General features: G+C 74.2%; 13 protein-coding genes. 7 read left to right on the top strand and 6 right to left on the bottom strand.

All coding sequences use genetic code 11. The features are described 5' to 3' along the window. The first annotated feature begins 391 nt into the window (after positions 1-391). Positions 392-1,546 carry a hypothetical protein gene (locus tag GQS09_RS18830; RefSeq protein ID WP_313896212.1) on the top strand — a complete coding sequence of 385 codons (1,155 nt, stop codon included), beginning with the start codon at positions 392-394 and terminating at the stop codon, positions 1,544-1,546. A 519-nt stretch (positions 1,547-2,065) separates the two neighbouring features. On the opposite strand, the gene GQS09_RS30435 is transcribed toward GQS09_RS18830, so the two are convergent. Beyond that, the gene (locus GQS09_RS30435; protein WP_313896211.1) at positions 2,066-4,117 is read right to left on the bottom strand and encodes a tetratricopeptide repeat protein; all 2,052 of its coding nucleotides are present in this window, start codon (positions 4,115-4,117) and stop codon (positions 2,066-2,068) included. 188 nt (positions 4,118-4,305) lie between these two features. On the opposite strand from GQS09_RS30435, the gene GQS09_RS18820 reads away from it, so the two are divergent. Further along, positions 4,306-7,560, top strand: coding sequence for a tetratricopeptide repeat protein (locus GQS09_RS18820; protein WP_165987780.1), 3,255 nt, complete (start codon positions 4,306-4,308; stop codon positions 7,558-7,560). A 590-nt stretch (positions 7,561-8,150) separates the two neighbouring features. On the opposite strand, the gene GQS09_RS18815 is transcribed toward GQS09_RS18820, so the two are convergent. Then, positions 8,151-9,197, bottom strand: coding sequence for an NAD(P)-dependent alcohol dehydrogenase (locus tag GQS09_RS18815; RefSeq protein WP_165987778.1), 1,047 nt, complete (start codon positions 9,195-9,197; stop codon positions 8,151-8,153). Between the two features lie 132 nt (positions 9,198-9,329). On the opposite strand from GQS09_RS18815, the gene GQS09_RS18810 reads away from it, so the two are divergent. The 4 genes from GQS09_RS18810 (at position 9,330) to GQS09_RS18795 (ending at position 11,833) form a co-directional block, all read left to right on the top strand. Next, positions 9,330-9,563: a hypothetical protein gene (locus GQS09_RS18810; protein WP_165987776.1), complete on the top strand. Its 234-nt coding sequence runs from the start codon at positions 9,330-9,332 to the stop codon at positions 9,561-9,563. 56 nt (positions 9,564-9,619) lie between these two features. Then, positions 9,620-10,207 (top strand): HhH-GPD-type base excision DNA repair protein, encoded by a 588-nt coding sequence (locus GQS09_RS18805; protein ID WP_165987774.1) that lies wholly within the window; start codon positions 9,620-9,622, stop codon positions 10,205-10,207. A 70-nt stretch (positions 10,208-10,277) separates the two neighbouring features. Then, the gene (locus GQS09_RS18800) at positions 10,278-11,432 is read left to right on the top strand and encodes an AI-2E family transporter (protein ID WP_165987772.1); all 1,155 of its coding nucleotides are present in this window, start codon (positions 10,278-10,280) and stop codon (positions 11,430-11,432) included. Between the two features lie 32 nt (positions 11,433-11,464). Beyond that, positions 11,465-11,833, top strand: a complete 369-nt coding sequence (locus GQS09_RS18795; protein WP_165987771.1) for a helix-turn-helix transcriptional regulator — start codon at positions 11,465-11,467, stop codon at positions 11,831-11,833. Between the two features lie 28 nt (positions 11,834-11,861). Here GQS09_RS18795 and GQS09_RS18790 read toward each other — a convergent pair whose 3' ends face one another. The 3 genes from GQS09_RS18790 to GQS09_RS18780 all read right to left on the bottom strand — a co-directional run bounded on the left by GQS09_RS18790 (position 11,862) and on the right by GQS09_RS18780 (position 16,439). Beyond that, positions 11,862-12,143, bottom strand: a complete 282-nt coding sequence (locus tag GQS09_RS18790) for a metal-sensitive transcriptional regulator (RefSeq protein WP_165987769.1) — start codon at positions 12,141-12,143, stop codon at positions 11,862-11,864. Between the two features lie 65 nt (positions 12,144-12,208). Then, the gene (locus GQS09_RS18785; protein WP_165987767.1) at positions 12,209-13,198 is read right to left on the bottom strand and encodes a hypothetical protein; all 990 of its coding nucleotides are present in this window, start codon (positions 13,196-13,198) and stop codon (positions 12,209-12,211) included. 133 nt (positions 13,199-13,331) lie between these two features. Beyond that, a complete protein-coding gene (locus GQS09_RS18780) occupies positions 13,332-16,439 on the bottom strand; it encodes an SNF2-related protein (protein ID WP_165987765.1) in 3,108 nt (1,035 codons plus the stop codon). Between the two features lie 200 nt (positions 16,440-16,639). Here GQS09_RS18780 and GQS09_RS18775 point away from each other — a divergent pair, with 200 nt between their 5' ends. Continuing rightward, complete coding sequence (locus GQS09_RS18775; protein WP_165987763.1) at positions 16,640-17,512, top strand: helix-turn-helix transcriptional regulator; 873 nt, start codon at positions 16,640-16,642, stop codon at positions 17,510-17,512. 87 nt (positions 17,513-17,599) lie between these two features. Here GQS09_RS18775 and GQS09_RS18770 read toward each other — a convergent pair whose 3' ends face one another. Then, entirely contained in the window at positions 17,600-19,357 is a 1,758-nt protein-coding gene (locus tag GQS09_RS18770; RefSeq protein ID WP_165987762.1) for a glycoside hydrolase family 13 protein, read from the bottom strand. Positions 19,358-19,484 lie beyond the last annotated feature (127 nt).

The raw sequence follows: 19,484 nt of genomic DNA, 5'->3' as shown, positions 1-19,484 counted from the left end.
GGCCCCGGCCCCCGGCCCAGGCCGCGCGTTCCTGTGGCGGCGCACCCCGCCGCCCCGTCTCCGCCGCGTCGCCGGGCGCTGCCCCCCGCGCGCCCCCCGCACGTCACCGCGCGCCCTGTGGGCCTCTGCTGCCCGGAGCGGACAAGGTTCCGTCAAGGTCCGGGCAAGACTCTTGCCCGGCTCCACGGGCATCACCCCCGAGTCCGGTTCTCCGGACGGCCGCGGCAGGGGGACGCGCACGTGTACGCCAGCCCTTGCCGAGGGCCCGGACCGTACACACCACATGGGGGAAGACATGCCGGCGACCGGCATACCGAAGGAAGACCGACAACCGCATTCACCGCCCCGGCAGCGGCTCACTCTGACCGGGCGCAAGAACGTGCTCGCCGTGGTGCCCACCGTCACTTTCTTCCAGCGGGTCTGTGAAGTGCTGCCGCTGGTGGAGACGGACCTGAGGGTCCAGGTGCACTTCAGCGCTCCGCCGCACGACCTGGGGGACGGCCTGGCACGCCTCGCGCACGGCCTCGGGATTTCCGTGCTGCCCTGGGAACGGGCCGTGCGCACCGACTTCGACCTGGCGCTGGCGGCCGGCCCGACCGGCCTGGACGCCGTGCGCGCGCCGGTGATCACCATGCCGCACGGTGCCGGCTTCCAGAAACGCAGGCGCGGCGGACACGGGCTGCGGGTGCCCGGGCTGTGCCCCGAGGACATCCTGCTGCCCGGCGGCCGTCCGCCGGCCGCGGTGGCCCTGCCGCACCGGGACGACCTGGACCTGCTGGCCCGGAGCTGTCCCGAGGCCCTGCCGGCGGCCACCGTGGTCGGTGATCCGGTCCGCGACCGGATCGCCCACAGCCTGCGGCGGCGGCGGGCCTACCGCCGCGCCCTGGGGCTGCTGCCGGGCCAGAAGCTCGTGGTCCTGCCCTCCACCTGGGGCCCGTGCTCCTCCTTTGCCCGGATCGAGGCGCTGCTGCCCCGCCTGCTGACCGAGCTCCCGGCGGACAGGTACCGGGTCGCGGTGCTGATCCATCCCAACGCCTGGGCGGTACACGGCCCGTACCAGCTGCGGGCCTGGCTGCGGCAGCTCCGGCGGCGCGGCGGCGCCGTCGTCCCGCCGGAGGACGACTGGCGGCCGGTGCTGATCGCGGCCGACTGGATCGTGGGCGACCACGGCAGCGTGACGGTCTACGCCACGCTGACCGGGCGTCCGATGCTGCTGGCCGCCTCCCCGGTCCAGGAGATCAACCCGCACGCGGCGGCTGCCGAGCTGGCACACACGGCACCCGCGCTGACACCCTCGTGTCCGCTGACCGAGCAGCTCCGGCACGCCCGGGCGGAGTACCGGCCGGAGCGCTACCGGCCGATCGCGGCACGCATCAGCTCCGAGCCGGGACGGTTCGGCCGGAACATGCGGCGGCTGCTCTACCGCACCCTCGGGCTGGGCGAACCGGCCCATCCGGTCGAGGCCGAGCCGCTGCCGCTGCCGCCGTCCCTGGACGCCTGGGCGGCCGCCGGCCGGCCGCCCAGGAGCGGGGAGGCCACGGCATGAGGGGGCACCAGCACCCGGCGCACCGCACCTGGTGCCATGTCCGGTCCACTGCCGGCGGCGCCCCAGCCGGGGCCCGGGCCGCGGGCGGCGGAGCGGTGTTCGGAGTTCTGCTGGAAACCTCCCACGGCCGGTACCGGGCGTGGGCGGGACAGGCCGGGCGCTCCGCCCCCGTCCCGGCCACGGTCCTGGACGAGCATCTGGCCGTGGACGCCGACCGCTGTGCCTGCGACCGCTGGCTGGCCTGCGCCGACGTGCTCTACGGCAGCCGGCCGCGGTCCCCGGCCGAGGCGGTCCGGGATCTGGCGACGGTCCTCGCCCGGCACCGCGGCTGCCGGGTGATGGCCGTGCCGCTGGCGGCGGACGGCGGCCACGGCTGCCCCGGCGGCTGGATGGCGGCGGTGCCCGGCGGCGCTCCGCTCCTGCTGCGCTGTGCGCCGGACGTTCCGCCGGATCCGCTGGTGGTCTCCTGCCTGCACGGCTGGCTGACCACGGGCCGCGAGCTGTCCGAGCTGTCCCGGATCAGTCGGCCTCCGGCCCGCGCGGACCATCCGGAACCCCAGGGCCATCCGGGCTGTCCGGAACACCCGGAGTGTCCGGACCGAGCCGGGCCAGCCGTTCCCGGACCCGTTCCGCGTCGTCGGCGCTGTAGGAGGTGAACAGGGCGAGCGACCGTTCGTAGTGGCCACGCGCCGTCCGCCGCCCGGCACCCGGGGAGCGCTCGGCACTCTCGCCGAGCATTTCCAGCGTCCGGGCCTGCCAGTGGGTGGCACCGGTCTCCTCGAACACCGTGAGGGCCTGGCCGAGCAGGGCCAGGCCCTCTTCCGCCTGCCCGGCCGCGGCAAGGGCCCGGCCGAGAAACGCCTGTGCCCGGGCGGTCTCGTACGGCTCCGGCAGTTCCGCCAGCGCATCGCGGGCCGCCCGGTAGTGTCCCAGCGCGGTGCGGATCTCCCCGCCCAGCTCCGCCAGTTCCCCCAGCACGATCCGGGCCAGTGCGGCCCCCCGCGGATACCCCGCGCCCTCCCACACCGCCACCGCCCGCCTCAGGTACGGGACCGCCTCGGCGGGGCGTCCGGCCTCCCGGTGGCAGGCTCCCAGGCCGAGAAGCGACTGCCCCTCGTCCCGGGCGTGGTTGCTCTCCCGCGCGTCGCGCAGCGCCTCCTGGTACCAGGCGATGGCGTCGTCCAGCCGGCCCGCCGCGCTCAGGCCGATCGCACCCGAGGTGAGCATCCGCCGCGCGCCCGCCCGCCGCCCGGCCCGGCGGGCCGCCGACAGCCCCAGCCGGTGGGCCTCGATCCACAGCTCGTAGTACCGCAGCCGCTGGAACAGCGGCCACAGCGCGTCGACGAGCATCCACGCGCTGTCGTCCCAGCCCCGGTCCGCCGCCATCCGCACCACGCCGAGCAGATCCGCCCGGCGGGCGTCCAGCCAGCCCAGCGCAGCGCTCTCGTCCTCGAAGGCGGGCGGCTCCTGCGGCGGGTAACGGTACGTCCGCTCCATGGTGGCCTGCGCCGGTGTGAGCAGCCGCTGCGCGGCGGTGGCGGTGGCCAGATACCAGTCCGCCGCCCGGCGCAGCGCCTCGTCCCGCCGTGGGCCGGGTTCCTCGGCCTCGCACCGCTCAGCGGCATGCAGCCGCACAAGATCGTGGAACCGGAAGACGCCGGCTTCCGCGTCCTCCACCAGGCTGCCCTCGACGAGCGCGTCGATCAGCCGTTCCGCCTCCGCGAACGCCAGGGCACCGACCGCGGCGGCCAGACCCGTCTCGAACACCCGCACGGGCAGCAGGCCCAGCAGCCGGTAGAGCCGCGCGGTGTCCGGGCCGAGCACCGCATAGGACTCGTCCAGCGCGGCCCGCACGGCGCTGTCTCCCTCCACCGCCAGCGTGCTGAGGCGTTCCGCCTCCCGCTCCAGTGCCCTGGCCATGGCCCGCACCGGCTGCCGGGGCCGGGAGGCCAGGCGGGCCGCTGCCAGGCAGACGGCGAGCGGGAGGCCGGCGCACAGCGCCACCACCCGCCGGGCCTCGGCCGGCTCCCGGCGCACCCGCTCCGGGCCGATGCCGCGGGACAGCAGGGCCACCGCGTCCTCCACCGCCAGCGGGCCGAGCTGGTGGAAGCCGGCCCCGTCCGGCCCCAGGCCGGTCAGCCGGTACCGGCTGGTCACCGCCACCAGGGAGCCCTGGCCGCCGAGCAGCAGCGGCCTGACCTGGGCTGCGGAGAAGGCGTTGTCCAGCAGCACCGCCAGCCGCAGCGGCGCCGTCACCGACCGCCACAGCGCCACCCGCTCCGCCGGCTCGGAGGGCACCTGCGTGACGCCCAGCGCCCGCAGGAACTGCCCCATGGCCTCCGTCCACAGCGCCTGCCCGCCGGCCGAATGGCCCAGCAGGTCGGTGTAGAGCTGACCGTCCGGAAACTCCTCGGAGCGGCTGCGCAGCCAGCACGACGCCAGCGCGGTCTTGCCCACCCCGCCGGGCCCGCTCACCACCACCAGCGGTGCCGTCCCGGACCCGGCGCGCCCGGCCTCCAGGCCGTCCAGAACGGCCAGATCCCGTTCCCGGCCGACGAAATGCGCGGGCACCCGCGGAAGTTGCCGGGGGACCGGAAGCGGAGGTTTTTTCTCCGCATGGAAGTGAATCCCGCCCTGCACCTGCCCGGCCTGCACGCTGTGCCCATAGACCCTGGCAGAACCGCCGATCGCATTCGTGTGAGATTCCATCTCCGCCCCCCGCGTTTCCCACAACGGCAACACGCGTCCCACACGTCTGCATGCCGGCTACACCGACAACTTTCTGCACGTGCAGTCACGCATCGCTTACCCCGATGTGCGCACAAACAAAACCGGCCATTTCCGGACTTCACCCCTTGCAACATCGGGCAGAACTGTCATGCTCAGCGTTGTCAAAGGACGTCGAAGGATTCAGCCGGCGAGGGGAAGCGCTGGTGGAATTCCACATCCTGGGCCCCGTACACATCACCGCACACAGCCGTCAGTCACGCCTTCGCGGCGATCTGGAACGCCGTCTGCTGGCCCATCTGGCCCTGAAGATCGGCAGACCCGTCTCCGTCGATGCTCTGATGGACCGGCTCTGGGACGGGCGGCTGACGCCCAGCACCCAGCAGAACCTGCACTCACACGTCTCACGGCTCCGCGGAATCATCCGCAGCATGGGCGGCAGGCCGGCAGAAGCCGGAGCGGCGGTCATCAAGCAGCCGCCCGGCTACATGCTCGACGCAGCACCCGAGACCGTGGACTGGCACCGGTTCCTGTCATTGTGCAGGAGGGCGGAGTCCCTGGCCGTGGCCGGCCGGGCGGAGGAGGCGGCCGCCCGGTGGCGTGAGGCCGACCGGCTGTGGCCGGGCGAGCCGCTCCTCGGCCTGGGCGGTTCCTGGCCCGAGCGCGACATGATGGCCGCACGGCGCAGGGCGGAGACCGCCAAACGCATGGGAGTCGAGCTCGCGCTCCACCGATTCCCCGAACTCATCGCCGAGCTGACCGAACTGGTCGCGGAGCGGCCCGCCGACGAGACGCTGGTCGGCTACCTGATGACCGCCTACTACGCGTGCGGGCGGCGCACGGACGCCCTGCATCTGTACAACGTCACCCGGCGAACCGTCCCGCATCCCGGCGGAGGACAGCCGGACGGAGAGCTGGAGCGCATTCACCGGCTGATCCTGGAACGCGCACCCGCGGAGGACGTCCTGGCGCCTCTGCCCCGTGGCACGACGGTGCTCAGCAGTCCCGGTACGAAGCCTCTGTACAACCTGCCACGCCACAGCCCGCTCATAGGCCGGGAGTCGGAGATGCGCCAGCTGATGAACCTGGTCGACTCCGCGTCCCGGGACTCCGCCGCTCTGCCGCCCATCGTGCTGGTCGGGATGGCCGGGGTCGGCAAGACCGCCCTCGCGTACAACGCCGCCGACAGATTGCGCGACCGCTTCCCGGACGGCCAGCTGTACCTGGATCTCCGCGCGCATGCGGACGTCTGCCAGTACCCGCTCGACACCGGGCCGGCGCTTGCCCGCCTGCTTCAGATGTTCGGCGTCGAGACGATCCCCTCGGACCTCGAACAGCGCAAGGAACTGTGGTGGTCCGTGATCTCCCGCCACCGAGCAGTCGTCATCATGGACGACGCGGGCGGCAGTGAGCAGGTCCGTCCCCTGCTTCCGCCCGCCACGCCCGCGCTGCTCATCATCACCAGCCAGCGAAGCCTCCCCGGTCTGCCCGGCGCCCGGCAGATGACTCTGGGCACCATGCCGCTCACCGACTCCGTGCGGCTGTTCCGGTCGTTCACCGACGAGGAGCGTGCCCGCGACACCCAGGAGCTCGGGCAGATCGTGGAGCTGTGCGGCAATCTCCCCCTGGCGGTGGAAATCGTCGCGAACCGTTTTGGGGACCATCCGTCCTGGAGCCTGAGCACCCTGCGGCGGCGCCTGGAGGCCGAGCCCGGCCGCCTCCGGGAGATCCGCGACTCGGACCGGAACCTGGCACGGGCTTTCCAGCTCTCCTACCGGGATCTCACGAGCAACCAGAGATCGGGATTCCGCCGTATCTCCCTGCACCTCGGCACGGAGTTCGGCCCTCATGCGGTCGCGGCATTACTGGATTGCTCTCTTGCCTCTGCCGAGCGGCTTCTGGAGGAACTGCTGCAGCGGCATCTGCTGCAGGAGCCGGCGCCGGATCGATACCGCTTTCACGCGCTGCTCCGGCGCTTCGCCCGCCATCAGGCCGACACGGAGGACGGTTCCGACCAGCAGCGCGAAGCCCTCGACCGCCTGGTGGACTTCTACCTCCTGGCCTCCGAACGGGCCGACCGGCTGCTGCACCCCCGCCGCCCGCGCCTCGCGAGGAGATCCACAGCGGCCCCCTGGCCCCTGCCGTCCCTGGACAGCCCCGGTCAGGCAAGTTCGTGGTTCACCACGGAACGGTCGAATCTTGTGGCGACGGAACGGTACGCGCGCTCCGCAGGTGCTGCTGAGCGAGCCGCCCTGCTGAGCCACGCCATATCCGGCTTCCTCGACGCCGAATGCCAGTGGGTGGACACCGACGCAATGCACCAGCATGCCGTGGAGCACTGGTCGCGCACCGGCAGGCGGACGGCGCTGTGTCTTGCCCTGCTGAACCTCGCAGCGGCGCACTCCGGGACCGGACGCTACGCGGGGGCGGAATCCGTCTGCCGGCAGGCGCTGGACATTGCCCGCGACACCGGTGACCCCGTCGTGGTGGGGGCGGCTCTTCGCGCACTTGGCACCCTGAACTGGCATCTGGGCCGCAACGAACAGGCCCTTGCTTTCCATCAGGAAGCGCTCCGCCTGCACGAGCGGACGGGCGACGAATGGGAACGGACCAGCGCGCAGCACAATGTGGCCCTCTCCTACTGCGCGATGGGGGAGTTCGGCCGGGCCCTGGAGCACTTCGAATCGGCGATCGACGAGTTCCGGCGGCTCGGTGATCTTCTCGCCGTGACCAAGGCCATGGACAACCTTGCCGGAGTCCACGCGGCACTGGGCCACCCGGAACGCGCTCGTCGTGCCGTGGAGGAGTCTCTCGCCACAGCGAGGTCGATCGGTAACCGCCTGGAGGAAGCAGTGGCCCGGGGCAATCTCGCCGGGCTGCTCACCGACTGCGGAGACGCCGAGTCGGCCGTGCCTCTGTTCACGGAGAGCCTGGCCGCGTTCCGCCGCATCAACGACCGCCGCAACATCGCCAACACCCTCACCGGGCTGGCCTCCGCGCAGTACGCCCTGGGCCGGTACGAGCAGGCGCATCGGAATCACCGTGAAGCCCGTGACCTGGCCCGCGCCATCGGCGCGGCCACCGAGGAGGCGCTCGCACTCTTCGGGCTCGGTCAGACGGAGGTCGCCATGGGCCGCTTCGCGGCAGCCGCCGGTCATCTCAAGGCGGCCAAAGAAGTTGCCGACCGCATCCATCTGCCGAAGATCGCAGCGGCGGCACAGGAGGCACTGCGGCGGCTCACGTTGGCTCCGCCGGCTCCTGACAGCGAGGCTTCCCCTTCTTCCTGAATGCAGTCGTCTCACGGACCCGGGCCGCGGCACCTGCTCCAGCCCACCCGGCCAGGCCGCAGCTGCGTGCACTCCTGCCGATACCGGTGACCACCTCTGTTCATCTGTGCACCAGTAACCTACAGGAGTGACACGGTCGTTGTACGCTTGACCTCACATGGCGGAGTACTGGCGGAGTACCGGGGGCGTACACTGCAGAACAACCGGATGATCACACTCCGGTTGTCCCCTTTGATTCCTGGAGATGGGATGAGGCGCGCGAACGACCGGGCGGCACGGTGGGCTGTCGCGGCGGGACTCGTCGGGACGCTGATCTGGATCACTCAGCCGGCCGTCGCAGCCGACCACCAGGCACCTGCATCGCCGCACCCCGCCTCCGTCCGAGTCCAGGCAGCCGACTGGAGGCCGCACGAATCCGTGCTGCTCTGCGGGTGGATGTGGCGTCCGACCGCACGGCTCCCGGACACCTCCACCGTCTGAGCCGCTCGGAGCGCCCGCGGGCCGGCGCACCGGCCCACCGCCGCGTCCGGAGACGGCAGCGCGGAGTTCGCCGGGCCGCCGCCTCGGCGGTCGACGCCGGGCAGGGCGGGTCAGGGTTCGGGGAGGAGGACGGCGCGGCCGTTGATGTGGCCGTGGCGGAGGCGGTCGTAGACGTCGAGGGCCTGGGTGAGCGGAAAGGTCTCGACGTGCAGGTCGAGCAGGCCGGCCCGGGCGAGGGCGGCGACCTCGGCCAGTTCCGGGCGGGTGCCCCAGTAGGGGATGAAGACGGACGCCTCGAAGGGGACGGTGCCGAAGCGGATGCCGAGGCTGCCGCCGGCCAGGCCGATGACGGCGATGTCGGACTCCACCGCCGCGGCCGCCGCGGCGGTGGCCATGGTGGAGTCGGCGCCGACGCAGTCCACCACCAGGGCGGCGCCGAGTCCGCCGGAGAGTTCGCGGATGCGCCCGGCGGCCTCCTCGCCCGCCGGGACGCCGTGGTCCGCGCCGGCCTGTTCGGCGAGTTTGAGCTTCCCGGCGGCGATGTCCACGGCGATGACCTGGGCCGGGGACAGCGCCTTGAGCAGCTGGACCGCCGCCTGGCCGAGGCCCCCGGCGCCGATGACCACGGCCGTGGTGCCCGGCACCAGACGGTGCAGGCTCCGCTTGATGGCGTGGTACGGGGTGAGCGCGGCGTCCGTGAGGGGCGCCGCGGTGCGCGGTTCCAGCCCGCCGATCGGCACCAGCAGCCGCGGCGAGGGCACGAGCATGTAGGCGGCCATCCCGCCGTCCAGGCCGAGTCCGCCGCCCGCGGCCGGGATCTCGGCGGCCCGGCGGCAGTAGTTCTCGGCGCCACGGGCGCAGGAGGAGCAGACGCCGCAGCCCCACGGGCCGTAGACCAGCACCGCGTCGCCCTCGCTCAGCCGGGCGTCCTCGGTGCCGGGGCCGAGCGCGGCGACCCAGCCGGAGTTCTCGTGGCCGAGGGTGAAGGGCAGCCGGTAGGGCAGGGAGCCGGGCGGCCAGTCGAGCACATGAAGATCACTGTGGCACACCCCGGCGCCGGCGATTCTGACCAGGACCTGGCCGGGGCCGGGCTCGGGCACCGGGAGATCGACGATCTCCGGCGGGCTCTGCCAGCCCGTCATCCGCACAGCCTTCATGGCCGGCCTCCTCGGTTCGCCGGTGGTGGAGCAGGCCCTTTCCGTCCTTTCCGCCCTTTTCATCGTGGCCCTGCGCCGGTGGCCCCGCCAGCGGGCGCGGCGGGGTGCGCGGCGGGGTGGGAGAGTAGCTGTGTGGGTGAGGGCTCGGACCCGGACCGGAACGGCCAGCAGGCGGAGTGCGAGGGTCCGCACGTGGTGTGCCAGGCATGCGGCGGCCAGGGACAGGAGTACCGGGCGACGCTGTATCTGCCCGACATCGGCGCGCCGGAAAGCGTGCCCGGCGGGCACCGCTGCTGGCACTGCGCGGGCAGCGGCTACTACTGCCGCAGGCGGCGCGGGCGGTGCACGCCGCCGCACCGGGGGTAGCCGCCGGTGCGGCAGGTCGGCGTGCGGTGCGCGGGGCGGACGGTGATGATCGGGGCATGGAACAGCACACTGTCCGGCTGGCGCAGCAGCCGGAGGCCGATGAACTGCTGGGGCGCAGCCCGCTGGCGGCGCTGGTGGGGATGCTGCTGGACCAGCAGATCCCCATGGAGTGGGCGTTCACCGGGCCGTACACCATCGCCGTGCGCATGGGCGCGGACGATCTGGACGCGCACGAGATCGCGGCCCGCGACCCGGAGGAGTTCGCCGCGCTGCTGTCGGAGAAGCCCGCCGTGCACCGCTACCCCGGCTCGATGGCCAAGCGGGTGCAGCAGCTCTGCCAGTTCCTGGTGGACCACTACGGCGGGGACGCGGCCGCCGTCTGGCGGGACGCGGCGGACGGCCGGGAGCTGCTGCGGCGGCTCAACGAGCTGCCCGGCTTCGGCAAGCAGAAGGCGCAGATCTTCACGGCGCTGCTGGGCAAGCGGTTCGGTGTGACGCCCGAGGGCTGGCGGGAGGCGGCCGGCGCATACGGCGAGGAGGGCTCCTACCGCTCCGTGGCGGACATCACCGGACCGGAGTCGCTGGCCAGGGTGCGGGCGTACAAGCAGGAGAAGAAGCGGGCGGCCGGGGCCGGCACCTCCTGAGGTCCGTCAAGTGACACCACCGGGAAGGACATAAGGTGCAGAGCGGGCGGATGGCTGGCAAGCTGCCCGCATGAGTGCCGCGCCGCCAGGACAACAGGACCTGCCACCGGCTCTGCGCACGGCCGCGCTGTGGAGCGCGGCCCTGCTGCTGGTCGGGGCGGTGGCGGCGGGGGTGGTGTGGCTCTGTGTCATGCTGCGGTTCGCGGTGGTGCCGCTGATCGTCTCCCTGCTGGGCGTGGCGCTGCTGCATCCGCTGTCCGAGCGGCTGCACCGGATGGGACTGCACCGGGCGCTGGCCGCGGCCCTCACCACGGTGGTGCTGCTGGTGGCCATCGCGGGCGGGGGGTATCTGTTCGTCAAGGCGCTGATGGACCAGGCCGGGGACATCGCCGCGGCGGTGGAGGAGGCCGGCCGGGAGCTGTCCGACCAGTTCGGGAACCTCCTGCCCGGGGAGGTCGCCGAGCAGGGCGCGCTGGGGCTCAGCGATCTCGCCCAGCGGTTCTCCGGCGCCTTCTCCCAGGGCCTGGTGACCGGGCTGAGCCTGGCCGCCCAGATCGTGACCGGCGGGGTGCTGGCGCTGGTGCTGACGTTCTTCCTGCTGCGCGACGGCCACCGCTTCCCGGCGCTGGTCGCCTCGCTGCCCGAGCCGTACGGCGGGCGGCTGCTGGCCCTGGCCCGCACCGCTTACGCGGCGATGGCCGGCTACATGCGCGGCACGACGATGGTGGCGGTGATCGACTCCGTCTTCATCCTGATCGGGCTGCTGATCCTGCAGGTGCCGGGGGCGGTGGGGCTGGCCGTCCTGGTGTTCCTGGGCGCCTATGTGCCGTTCGTGGGCGCGTTTCTCTCCGGGACGGTGGCCGTACTGGTGGCCTTCGCCGACCGCGGGCTGGCCATCGCCGTGTGGACCCTGGCGGTGGTGCTCGCCGTCCAGCAGATCGAGGGCAACTTCCTCCAGCCGGTGATCCAGAGCCGTACCGTGTCCCTGCATCCGACGGTGGTGATGCTCGCCATCGCCGGCGGGGCCGGGGTCGCCGGGATTCTGGGGGCGCTGCTGGCCGTGCCGTTCGCGGCGGCGTTGTTCGCGATCGTCGCGGACAGCCGGCACGGAGGGCTGGGGTCACCGGACGACGACGGGACCGACGCGGACGCGGACGCGGGGAAGGGGGCGGACGCCGGGGAGGCCGGGACAGGCCGCGGGGACGGAGACGGCGGCAAGGGATGACTTCTTAGTTCGATGTGTGACAAAATAGATGCATGTCGAAACGTGAGCTGCTGACCGTGCTGGACTCCCCCGGCGAGACCGGGGCGGTTCCCTGCTGCCCGCCGCTGACCGAACGCCCGCTGACCCCGGCCGAGGCCGAACGCACCGCCGTGATGTTCAAGGCACTCGGCGACCCGGTGCGGCTGCGGCTGTTCTCGCTCGTCGCCTCGCACAAGGACGGGGAGGCATGCGTCTGCGACATCTCGGACGTCGGGGTCTCGCAGCCCACCGTCAGCCACCATCTGAAGAAGCTGCGCGAGGCCGGGCTGCTCACCGCCGAACGGCGCGGCACCTGGGTGTACTACCGCGTCGCGCCGTCCGTGCTGGCGGCCATGGGGCAGGCGCTGTCCGGGCAGCGCTGAACCGCGGCCGGCGCGCGGACGCGCCGCATCAGGCCAGGGAGAGGAAAAGCTTCTCCAGACGGCTGCGCGTCTCCTCGCGGTCACCGGCGAGGAGCGGGTCCTGCTCGCTCATGCAGTGCTGGAGCCCGGAGGCGATGATCGCGAACCCGGCCCGGTCCAGGGCCCGGGACGCGGCCGAGAGCTGGGTGACCACGTCCTCGCAGTCGCGGCCCTCCTCGATCATCCGGATGATCCCGGCGATCTGGCCCTGCGCCCGGCGCAGCCGGTTCACCACGGACTTCCTCTCGTCGGCGGTCATGGGCAGCTCCATGACGGTCCGTCCTTCCTCGCGGTTCCGGCACAAGCCCCCTTATGCCCCCGGGGGTATCGTAGCCTTCAGTCCAGGCCGAGCGCGCGGCTGAGCAGCAGGCGGGCCCGCTCGGCGGCATGGGCCGCCAGCCGGGCGTGCGGATCGTCCTCGTCCTCCGGGGCGAGGGACGGGACCTCGGGAAGCGACGGCAACGGGGGCAACGGGGGCAACGCGGGCGAGGGGGACGGCACGGGCTGCTGGGACCGCGTCCGCCGGCGGCGGGCCGTCCCGGCCGGCTGCTCCTGCTGCTTCCCGGCCCCGGGCGCGGGTGCGCCCTGCCGCCGTTCCCGGTCCCGGCCTCCGGCGGCGGCCCGGGCGGCGGCCCCGCGGCCGTCCCCGGCGTCCTCGGAGTCCTCGGAGTCCTCGGCGGCGGTGGTGGCGGTGGCGAGGGCGGTGCGGAGCACGGCGTTCTTCAGCTCCGAGCGGGCCCGGTCCGGCTCCCGGCCGCGCAGCAGCAGCATCAGCTCCGGCTCCCGGTCCAGCAGCCAGGCCGTCTGATAGCCGAGCCCGGCGGCATGCCCGCAGGACAGGCCGGGGGCGCCGCACCCGCACTCCGACTCCAGATCCCGGTGGTCCGGCAGCAGCGGCACCCCGCACTCGTCCGCCACCTCCAGCAGCTCCGGGGGCGGCCCGCCGGAGGAAGCGGACAGCATGGCCTCCAGCGCGGACTGCCGCCCCGCGGTTTCGTCCCAGAGCCGTTCCCACTCCGCACCGGTCAGCAGCCGCAGGGTCAGCACGGTGCCGTACGGTCCGTCCCCGCCGTCGTTGACCTGGGCCGCGATCCGGCCCGCACTCACCGTGACCGGGCCGATCCGCCCGGCCCGGGCCACGGACCGGCCGCGCGCCAGCGACTCCTGGTCCAGCGCGGCCCCCTCCAGGGCCCGGCTCCAGGCCCGCGCCCAGGCACCGCGGCCCCGGGTCTGGCCGCCCTTGCGGGCCGGGAAGGCGGGAAAGCCGCGCGGGCGGACGGACGACGGGCCGCCGTCGTCGTCGGCCGGGCCGGGGTGGAGAAGCATCTGGCTGTGGTTTCCGTCCTGGCGTCGGTGGTGAGGTCACGGGGCTGAGCTGCTGAGCTGCTGAGGTACTGAGGTGCTGAGGTGCTGAGGTGTTCTGGGCGGGGCGGCGGGGCGGGCGGGCCGGGACGCGGGGTCAGTCCTGGCCGCGGAGTTCGACGAGGGCGGCGAGTTCGTCGTTGGTCAGCTCGGTGAACGCCCGCTCGCCGGAGGAGAGCACGGCATCGGCGAGTCCGCGCTTGGCGGCCAGCAGCTCGGCGATCCGCTCCTCCACCGTGCCCTCCGCGATCATCCGGTGCACCTGCACCGGCCTGGTCTGGCCGATGCGATGGGCCCGGTCGGTGGCCTGCTCCTCCACAGCCGGGTTCCACCATCGGTCATAGTGGATGACGTGGTCGGCCCGGGTGAGGTTGAGGCCCGTGCCGGCGGCCCGGAGCGAGAGCAGGAAGACCGGTACCTCGCCGTCCTGGAACAGGTGCACCATCTCCTCCCGGCGCGGCACCGGCGTGCCGCCGTGCAGGAACCGCACCGGGATGCGCCTGTTCCGCAGATGACGTTCCAGCAGCCCCCCCATGGCCACGTACTGGGTGAACACCAGGGCGGCACCGTCCTCGGCCAGGATGGTGTCCAGCAGTTCGTCCAGCAGATCCAGCTTGCCGGAGCGGCCCGCCAGCCGCTGCCCGCCGTCCTCGGCCCCCAGGTACTGGGCCGGGTGGTTGCAGATCTGCTTCAGGCCGGTGAGCAGCTTGAGTACCAGGCCGCTGCGGGCAATGCCCTCGGCCTCCCCGATTCCGGCCAGCAGGGTGCCGGTGTGCCGGCGGTAGAGCGCGGCCTGTTCGGCGGTGAGCGCCACCGGGCGGTCGATCTCGGTCTTGGGCGGCAGTTCGGGGGCGATGCCCGGATCGGACTTCCGGCGGCGCAGCACGAACGGGCGGACCAGTTCGGCCAGGCGCCGCCGCGCCGCCTCGCCGGACCCGGCCCCGGACCCGCCGGGGTCCTCGCCCCCGTCTCCGGCGTCACCGGCGTCACCGGCGTCTCCCGCTTCTCCCGGGTTCCCGGCACCGCCCGGCTGTCCTGCCTGCCCCGCGGCCGGGGTACGGGCGGCCGCGCCGGCGATGGGGGCGGCGAAGCGGGTGCGGAACCGGCCGAGGGAGCCGAGCAGCCCGGGGGTCGTCCAGTCCAGGATCGACCACAGTTCGATGAGGTTGTTCTCCACCGGGGTGCCGGTGAGCGCGATCCGCACCCCGCCCGGGATGCGGCGCAGCGCGCGGGCGGTTTCCGAGCGCGGGTTCTTGGCGTGCTGCGCCTCGTCGGCGACCACCATGCCCCAGCGGGGGTGGGCGGCGAGCCGGCCCACGTCCTGCCGCATGGTGCCGTAGGTGGTCAGCACGAATCCGCCCCCGGCCACGCCCTCCAGGCTGCGCCGGGTGCCGTGGTAGCGGCGGACCGGAGTGCCCGGGGCGAAACGCCGGATCTCCCGCTCCCAGTTGCCCAGCAGCGAGGCCGGGCACACCACCAGGGTCGGCCCGGCGGTGGCCGGATGCTCCTGGCGGAACAGGTGCAGGGCGATGAGCTGGATGGTCTTGCCCAGACCCATGTCGTCGGCCAGGCAGCCGCCGAGGCCGAGAGAGGTGAGGCGGTGCAGCCAGCGCACGCCGCGGATCTGGTAGTCGCGCAGGGTGGCGGCCAGCCCGTCGGGCTGGCCGGGCAGTCCGCCGGCGGCGGCCTCGGCATCGGCTGCCTCGGGCTCGGTGAGGCGGCGGCGGAGGGCGGTGAGCCAGGGGCCGGGCGCGGCGGCCACCTGGGACCGGCCGACCGTGACATATCCGGTGAGTGCGGCGGTCAGGGCGTCGATGGCGCGCAGCGGCGGCAGATCGGGCTCGGCGGCACGGCGGGCGGCCTGCCCGTCGATCAGGGTGCGGCGGCCGCGCACCAGGACCACCGGTCCGGCGGCCCGGGTCAGCGCGGCGGTCTCCTCGGCCGTCAGCGGGGTGTCGTCGCGGCTGCCGTCGCGGCCGGAGTCGGGGCGGAGCAGCCAGCGCACCGGCACGGTGCCGTCGTCGCCGAAGAAGCCCTGCGCGCCGGCCCGGCCCGGGGCACCGGGCGCGGGCGGGGTGCGGCCCGCGCCGACCTCCACCGTGTCGGAGCGGAGACGGCCGAGGTCCTCCGGGATCTCGACGTCCACGCCGTGTGCCCGCAGCCGGGGCGCGGCCCAGGCGAGCAGGTCGCCGGCGTCCTGGCCGGAGAGCCGCAGCGGGCCGGGCGCGGCGGGCAGCCGGTCCAGCGGCTTCCACAGCCCGGCGGCGCGACGCAGTTCGCGGACCGTCTCGGCGCGGGCGGTGGGGCCCAGCGGGTGGCGGGCGGCACGGCCCCTGGAACGGCGGGGGCCCGGGTCGTCGGCACACACCGTGGCCGCGTCGGCGATCAGGGAGGGGTCGGCGAGGGAGTAGACCCGGGGCACCAGGTGCACGGTCCACTCCCCGGGCCGGCCGGGGCGTGCGGTGAGCCGGAGCCGGAGCAGCAGCCGCAGGCCGGAGTCGATCCCGGCCGCGATCTGCTCGGCCCAGGCACGCAACTGCGGGACGTACTGGGGCTTGTGCGCGGCAAAGGTGCCGGTGGCGGCGGCATCGCGGGGCAGGGTGTCGGCCACCGCGTCCAGGAAGCGGCGCAGCAGCGGTGCCGGGCCGCCGACGGTGGCGGTGGCAGCGGTGGCAGCAGGTTCCCGGGACAGCAGGGCGTGCACCTCGGGCGGTGCGGCGGCGGCGAGTTGGTGCAGACGGCGGGCGTCCTCGGCGTCCAGCGGACCGGCCCGCCAGGCGTCGTAGCCGGCCGGTGAGACGCCGGGCAGCAGGCGGCGGCGGGCGACCAGATGCAGGGCCAGGCCGGCGGCCGAGCCCCAGAACGCCGCCGCGGGATGCACGGCGGGCCGCTCACCGGCGGCCCTCACGGCGCTTCCGGCGCCGACGTCACGCCCCTCGGGCCAGTGGCGGCGGGCATGGAGCAGGGCCGGCAGGGCGTCGGCGACCGGCAGCCGGAGGACAGGAACGTCCCGGACCGCGTCGCCGTCCCCCGCGGCCGGCCGGGCGGTGCCGGGCTCGGCGGCCGGAACGGCCGATCGGTCCGCGAGTCCCTCGGGGAGCGCACCCCCCGGGCACCAGAAGGCGAGCCGCCCGGTGCGCGGCGGATCCCCCGGCTCGAACTCCACCGCGCAGCGCGCCAGCAGCGCCCACTGCTCCTCCGTCATACCGGCCCCGCTTCCCGTGCCCCGCCGCTCCACCGCCACGCCGCCACGCCGCCACGCCGCCACGCCCGCTGCCCGGACGCGCGTGCGTGCCGCCGGGCGCATCGGCGGCAGGCCATCGTGCAGCAGGCCGGCGGGCGGTGCCAAACGCATACGGCTTTTGAGAGATGCGTCACCCGCGGCCGACCGGCCATGATGGCGCCATGCCCATGGACCGCCGCGAGCTGGCCGATTATCTGCGCCGTTCCCGCGAACGGCTGCGTCCGCACGAGGCGGGCCTGCCGTCCGGCCCCCGGCGCCGTACCCCCGGGCTGCGGCGCGAGGAGGTCTCCCGGCTGGCGGGCATGTCCGCCGAGAACTACATCCGGCTGGAGCAGGCGCGCGGTCCGCAGCCCTCACCCCGGGTGCTGGCCTCGCTGGCCCGCGCGCTGCGCATGACCGAGGACGAGCGGGACCGGCTCTATCTGCTGGCCGGGCACCGTCCGCCGGACGGGCCGCAGGCCGCCGACCACGTCAGCCCGGGGCTGCAGCATCTGCTGGACCGGCTCTCCGACACCCCGGGCCGGGTGCTGGGCGATCTGGGCGACGTGCTGGCGCAGAACACCATGGCCGGCACGCTGCTGGGCCAGGTGCACGCCGGCTCCGAGCACGGCCGCAACCTGGTCTGGAGGTGGTTCTCCGACCCGGACACCCGGCGGGTCCATCCGCGCGAGGAGCACGACTTCTACAGCCGGCTGCATGTGGCCGAGCTGCGGGCCGCGGTGGCCCGCCGTCCGGCGGACGACCCGGCGGCGGTGCGGCTGGTGCGGCGGCTGCGCACGGCGAGTGAGGAGTTCTCCCGGCTGTGGGAACGGCCGCCCGAGACGGATCTCCGGCGGCCCGCCCGGGTGCGGGTGCTGCATCCGCTGATCGGGCCGGTGGTGCTGGACTGCGAGACGCTGCTGGCGCCGGAGGCGGGGCAGCGGCTGGTGGTGCTCACCCCGCCGCCGGGCAGCGATGCGGCCGGGCGGCTGGCCCTGCTGCGCACCATCGGCGACGGACGCGCGCCCTGGCCCTCCACCGCCCACCCCCACTGACCCCGCCCCCGGCCCGCCGCCCGAGGTGACGCCCTGGCGCGGGGTGAGCCGTGAGCCGTGAGCGGGGCCGGCGGTCATCGGCGGGCCTCAGCGTTCGTACCACAGGGCGGTGTCCGGGGGGAGGCGGCCCTCGTGGAGCGGACCGCTGGCCAGCAGCACGCGGCGGTGCTCCGGCACCGGGCAGGCGGTGCCGGAGAGGTTGACCACGCAGCCGAATCCGGGCTCGCGCACGAACGCCAGCACCTCCTCCGGCTCCTCCAGCCACTTCAGCGTGCCGTCCCCCAGCGCCGGGTGCTCGCGCCGCACCGCCAGTGCCCGCCGGTACAGCTCCAGCATGGCCGTGGCGTTGCCGGTCTGCTTCTCCACGGTGAGTTCCTTCCAGGCGGCCGGCTGCGGCAGCCAGGGCGGGGCGCTCGCGTCCTCCGGGCTGAAGCCGAACGGCGGCTTTGTCCCGGACCACGGGAGGGGCACCCGGCAGCCGTCCCGGCCGCGGTCGGTGTGGCCGGAGCGTTCCCAGATCGGGTCCTGGAGCACCTCCTCGGGAAGGTCCTCCACCTCGGCGAGGCCGAGTTCCTCCCCCTGGTAGATGTACGCGCCGCCGGGCAGCGCCAGCATGAGCAGCGCGGCGGCGCGCGCCCTGCGCAGGCCCAGCGGCAGGTCGAGCGGTCCCTTGGTGTGGTAGCTCTCCCCGGGCAGCCAGCGGGCGGCCGGGCGGCCGAAGCGGCTGGGGTGGCGCACCACGTCGTGGTTGGACAGCACCCAGGTGGCGGGCGCGCCGACCGTGCCCAGGGTGTCCAGGGTGGTGTCGATGACCTGCCGCATGTCGCGGGCGTCCCAGCTGGACATCAGGAAGTCGAAGTTGAAGGCGGTGTGGAGGTGTTCGCGGCGCAGGTAGGCGGCCAGCCGCTGCGGGCTGTCCACCCATGCCTCGGCGACGAACGCCCGTTCGCCCGGGAACTCGTCGGCGACCCGGCGCCAGCCCCGGTAGATCTCGTGCACCTCGTCGCGGTCCCAGTGCGGGTGCCCGGCATGTTCCTCAGGGGTGGGCACGGCGCCGTGGGCCGCGGGCCGCTCGGTGAATTCGGCGGTGCCGCCGGTGTCGACGGCGATGCCGGGGCCGGCGGTGGCGGGCGGCCGGCCGTCGGGGGCGTCCGGCATCTCCGGCAGGTCGGGCAGCTCCGGGTGCTTGACCAGCCCGTGCGCCACGTCGATGCGGAAGCCGTCCACGCCGCGCGCCAGCCAGAACCGCAGCACCGCCTCGAATTCCTCGCGCACCTCGGGGCAGTGCCAGTTGAGGTCGGGCTGCTGCGGGGCGAAGAGGTGCAGGTACCACTCCCCCGGGCGGCCGTCGGGTTCGACGATCCGGGTCCAGGCCGGGCCGCCGAAGACCGACTGCCAGTTGTTCGGGGGCTCGGAGCCGTCCTCGCCGCGCCCGCGGCGGAAGACGTAGCGGTGCCGCTCGGGGCTGCCGGGCCCGGCGGCGAGCGCGGCCCGGAACCATTCGTGCTGGTCGGAGGTGTGGTTGGGCACCATGTCGGGGATGACGCGCAGCCCGAGGCCGTGGGCCTCCCGGATCAGCTCGACGGCCTCGGGCAGCGAGCCGAACAGCGGGTCGATGTCCCGGTAGTCCGCCACGTCGTAGCCGTGGTCCGCCATGGGGGAGCGGTACCAGGGGGTGATCCAGATGGCGTCCACGCCCAGATCCCGCAGATACGGCAGGCGGGACCGCAGGCCCGCCAGGTCGCCGACGCCGTCGCCGTTCCCGTCGGCGAAGCTGCGGATGTAGACCTGGTAGATGACGGCACTGCGCCACCAGGGTGCGGTGGGATTCTTCGCGTTGTCCACACTGTCCAGTGTGGGGGCGCATGCGGCTCCTCTGCAGAGAGCGCGCCCGGAACCGCGCGCCGCGGGCCGCCGAGCCGCGCTCCCGGCACCGGGCGGGGGCCGGGCACGCGGCCCCGCGCCCCCTCGG

Origin of the sequence: Streptomyces sp. YIM 98790, from assembly GCF_011421595.1 — a bacterium.
Lineage (GTDB): Bacteria > Actinomycetota > Actinomycetes > Streptomycetales > Streptomycetaceae > Streptomyces.
Note: the sequence above shows the minus strand (reverse complement) of the source record. Positions and strands in the feature narration are given on the sequence as shown.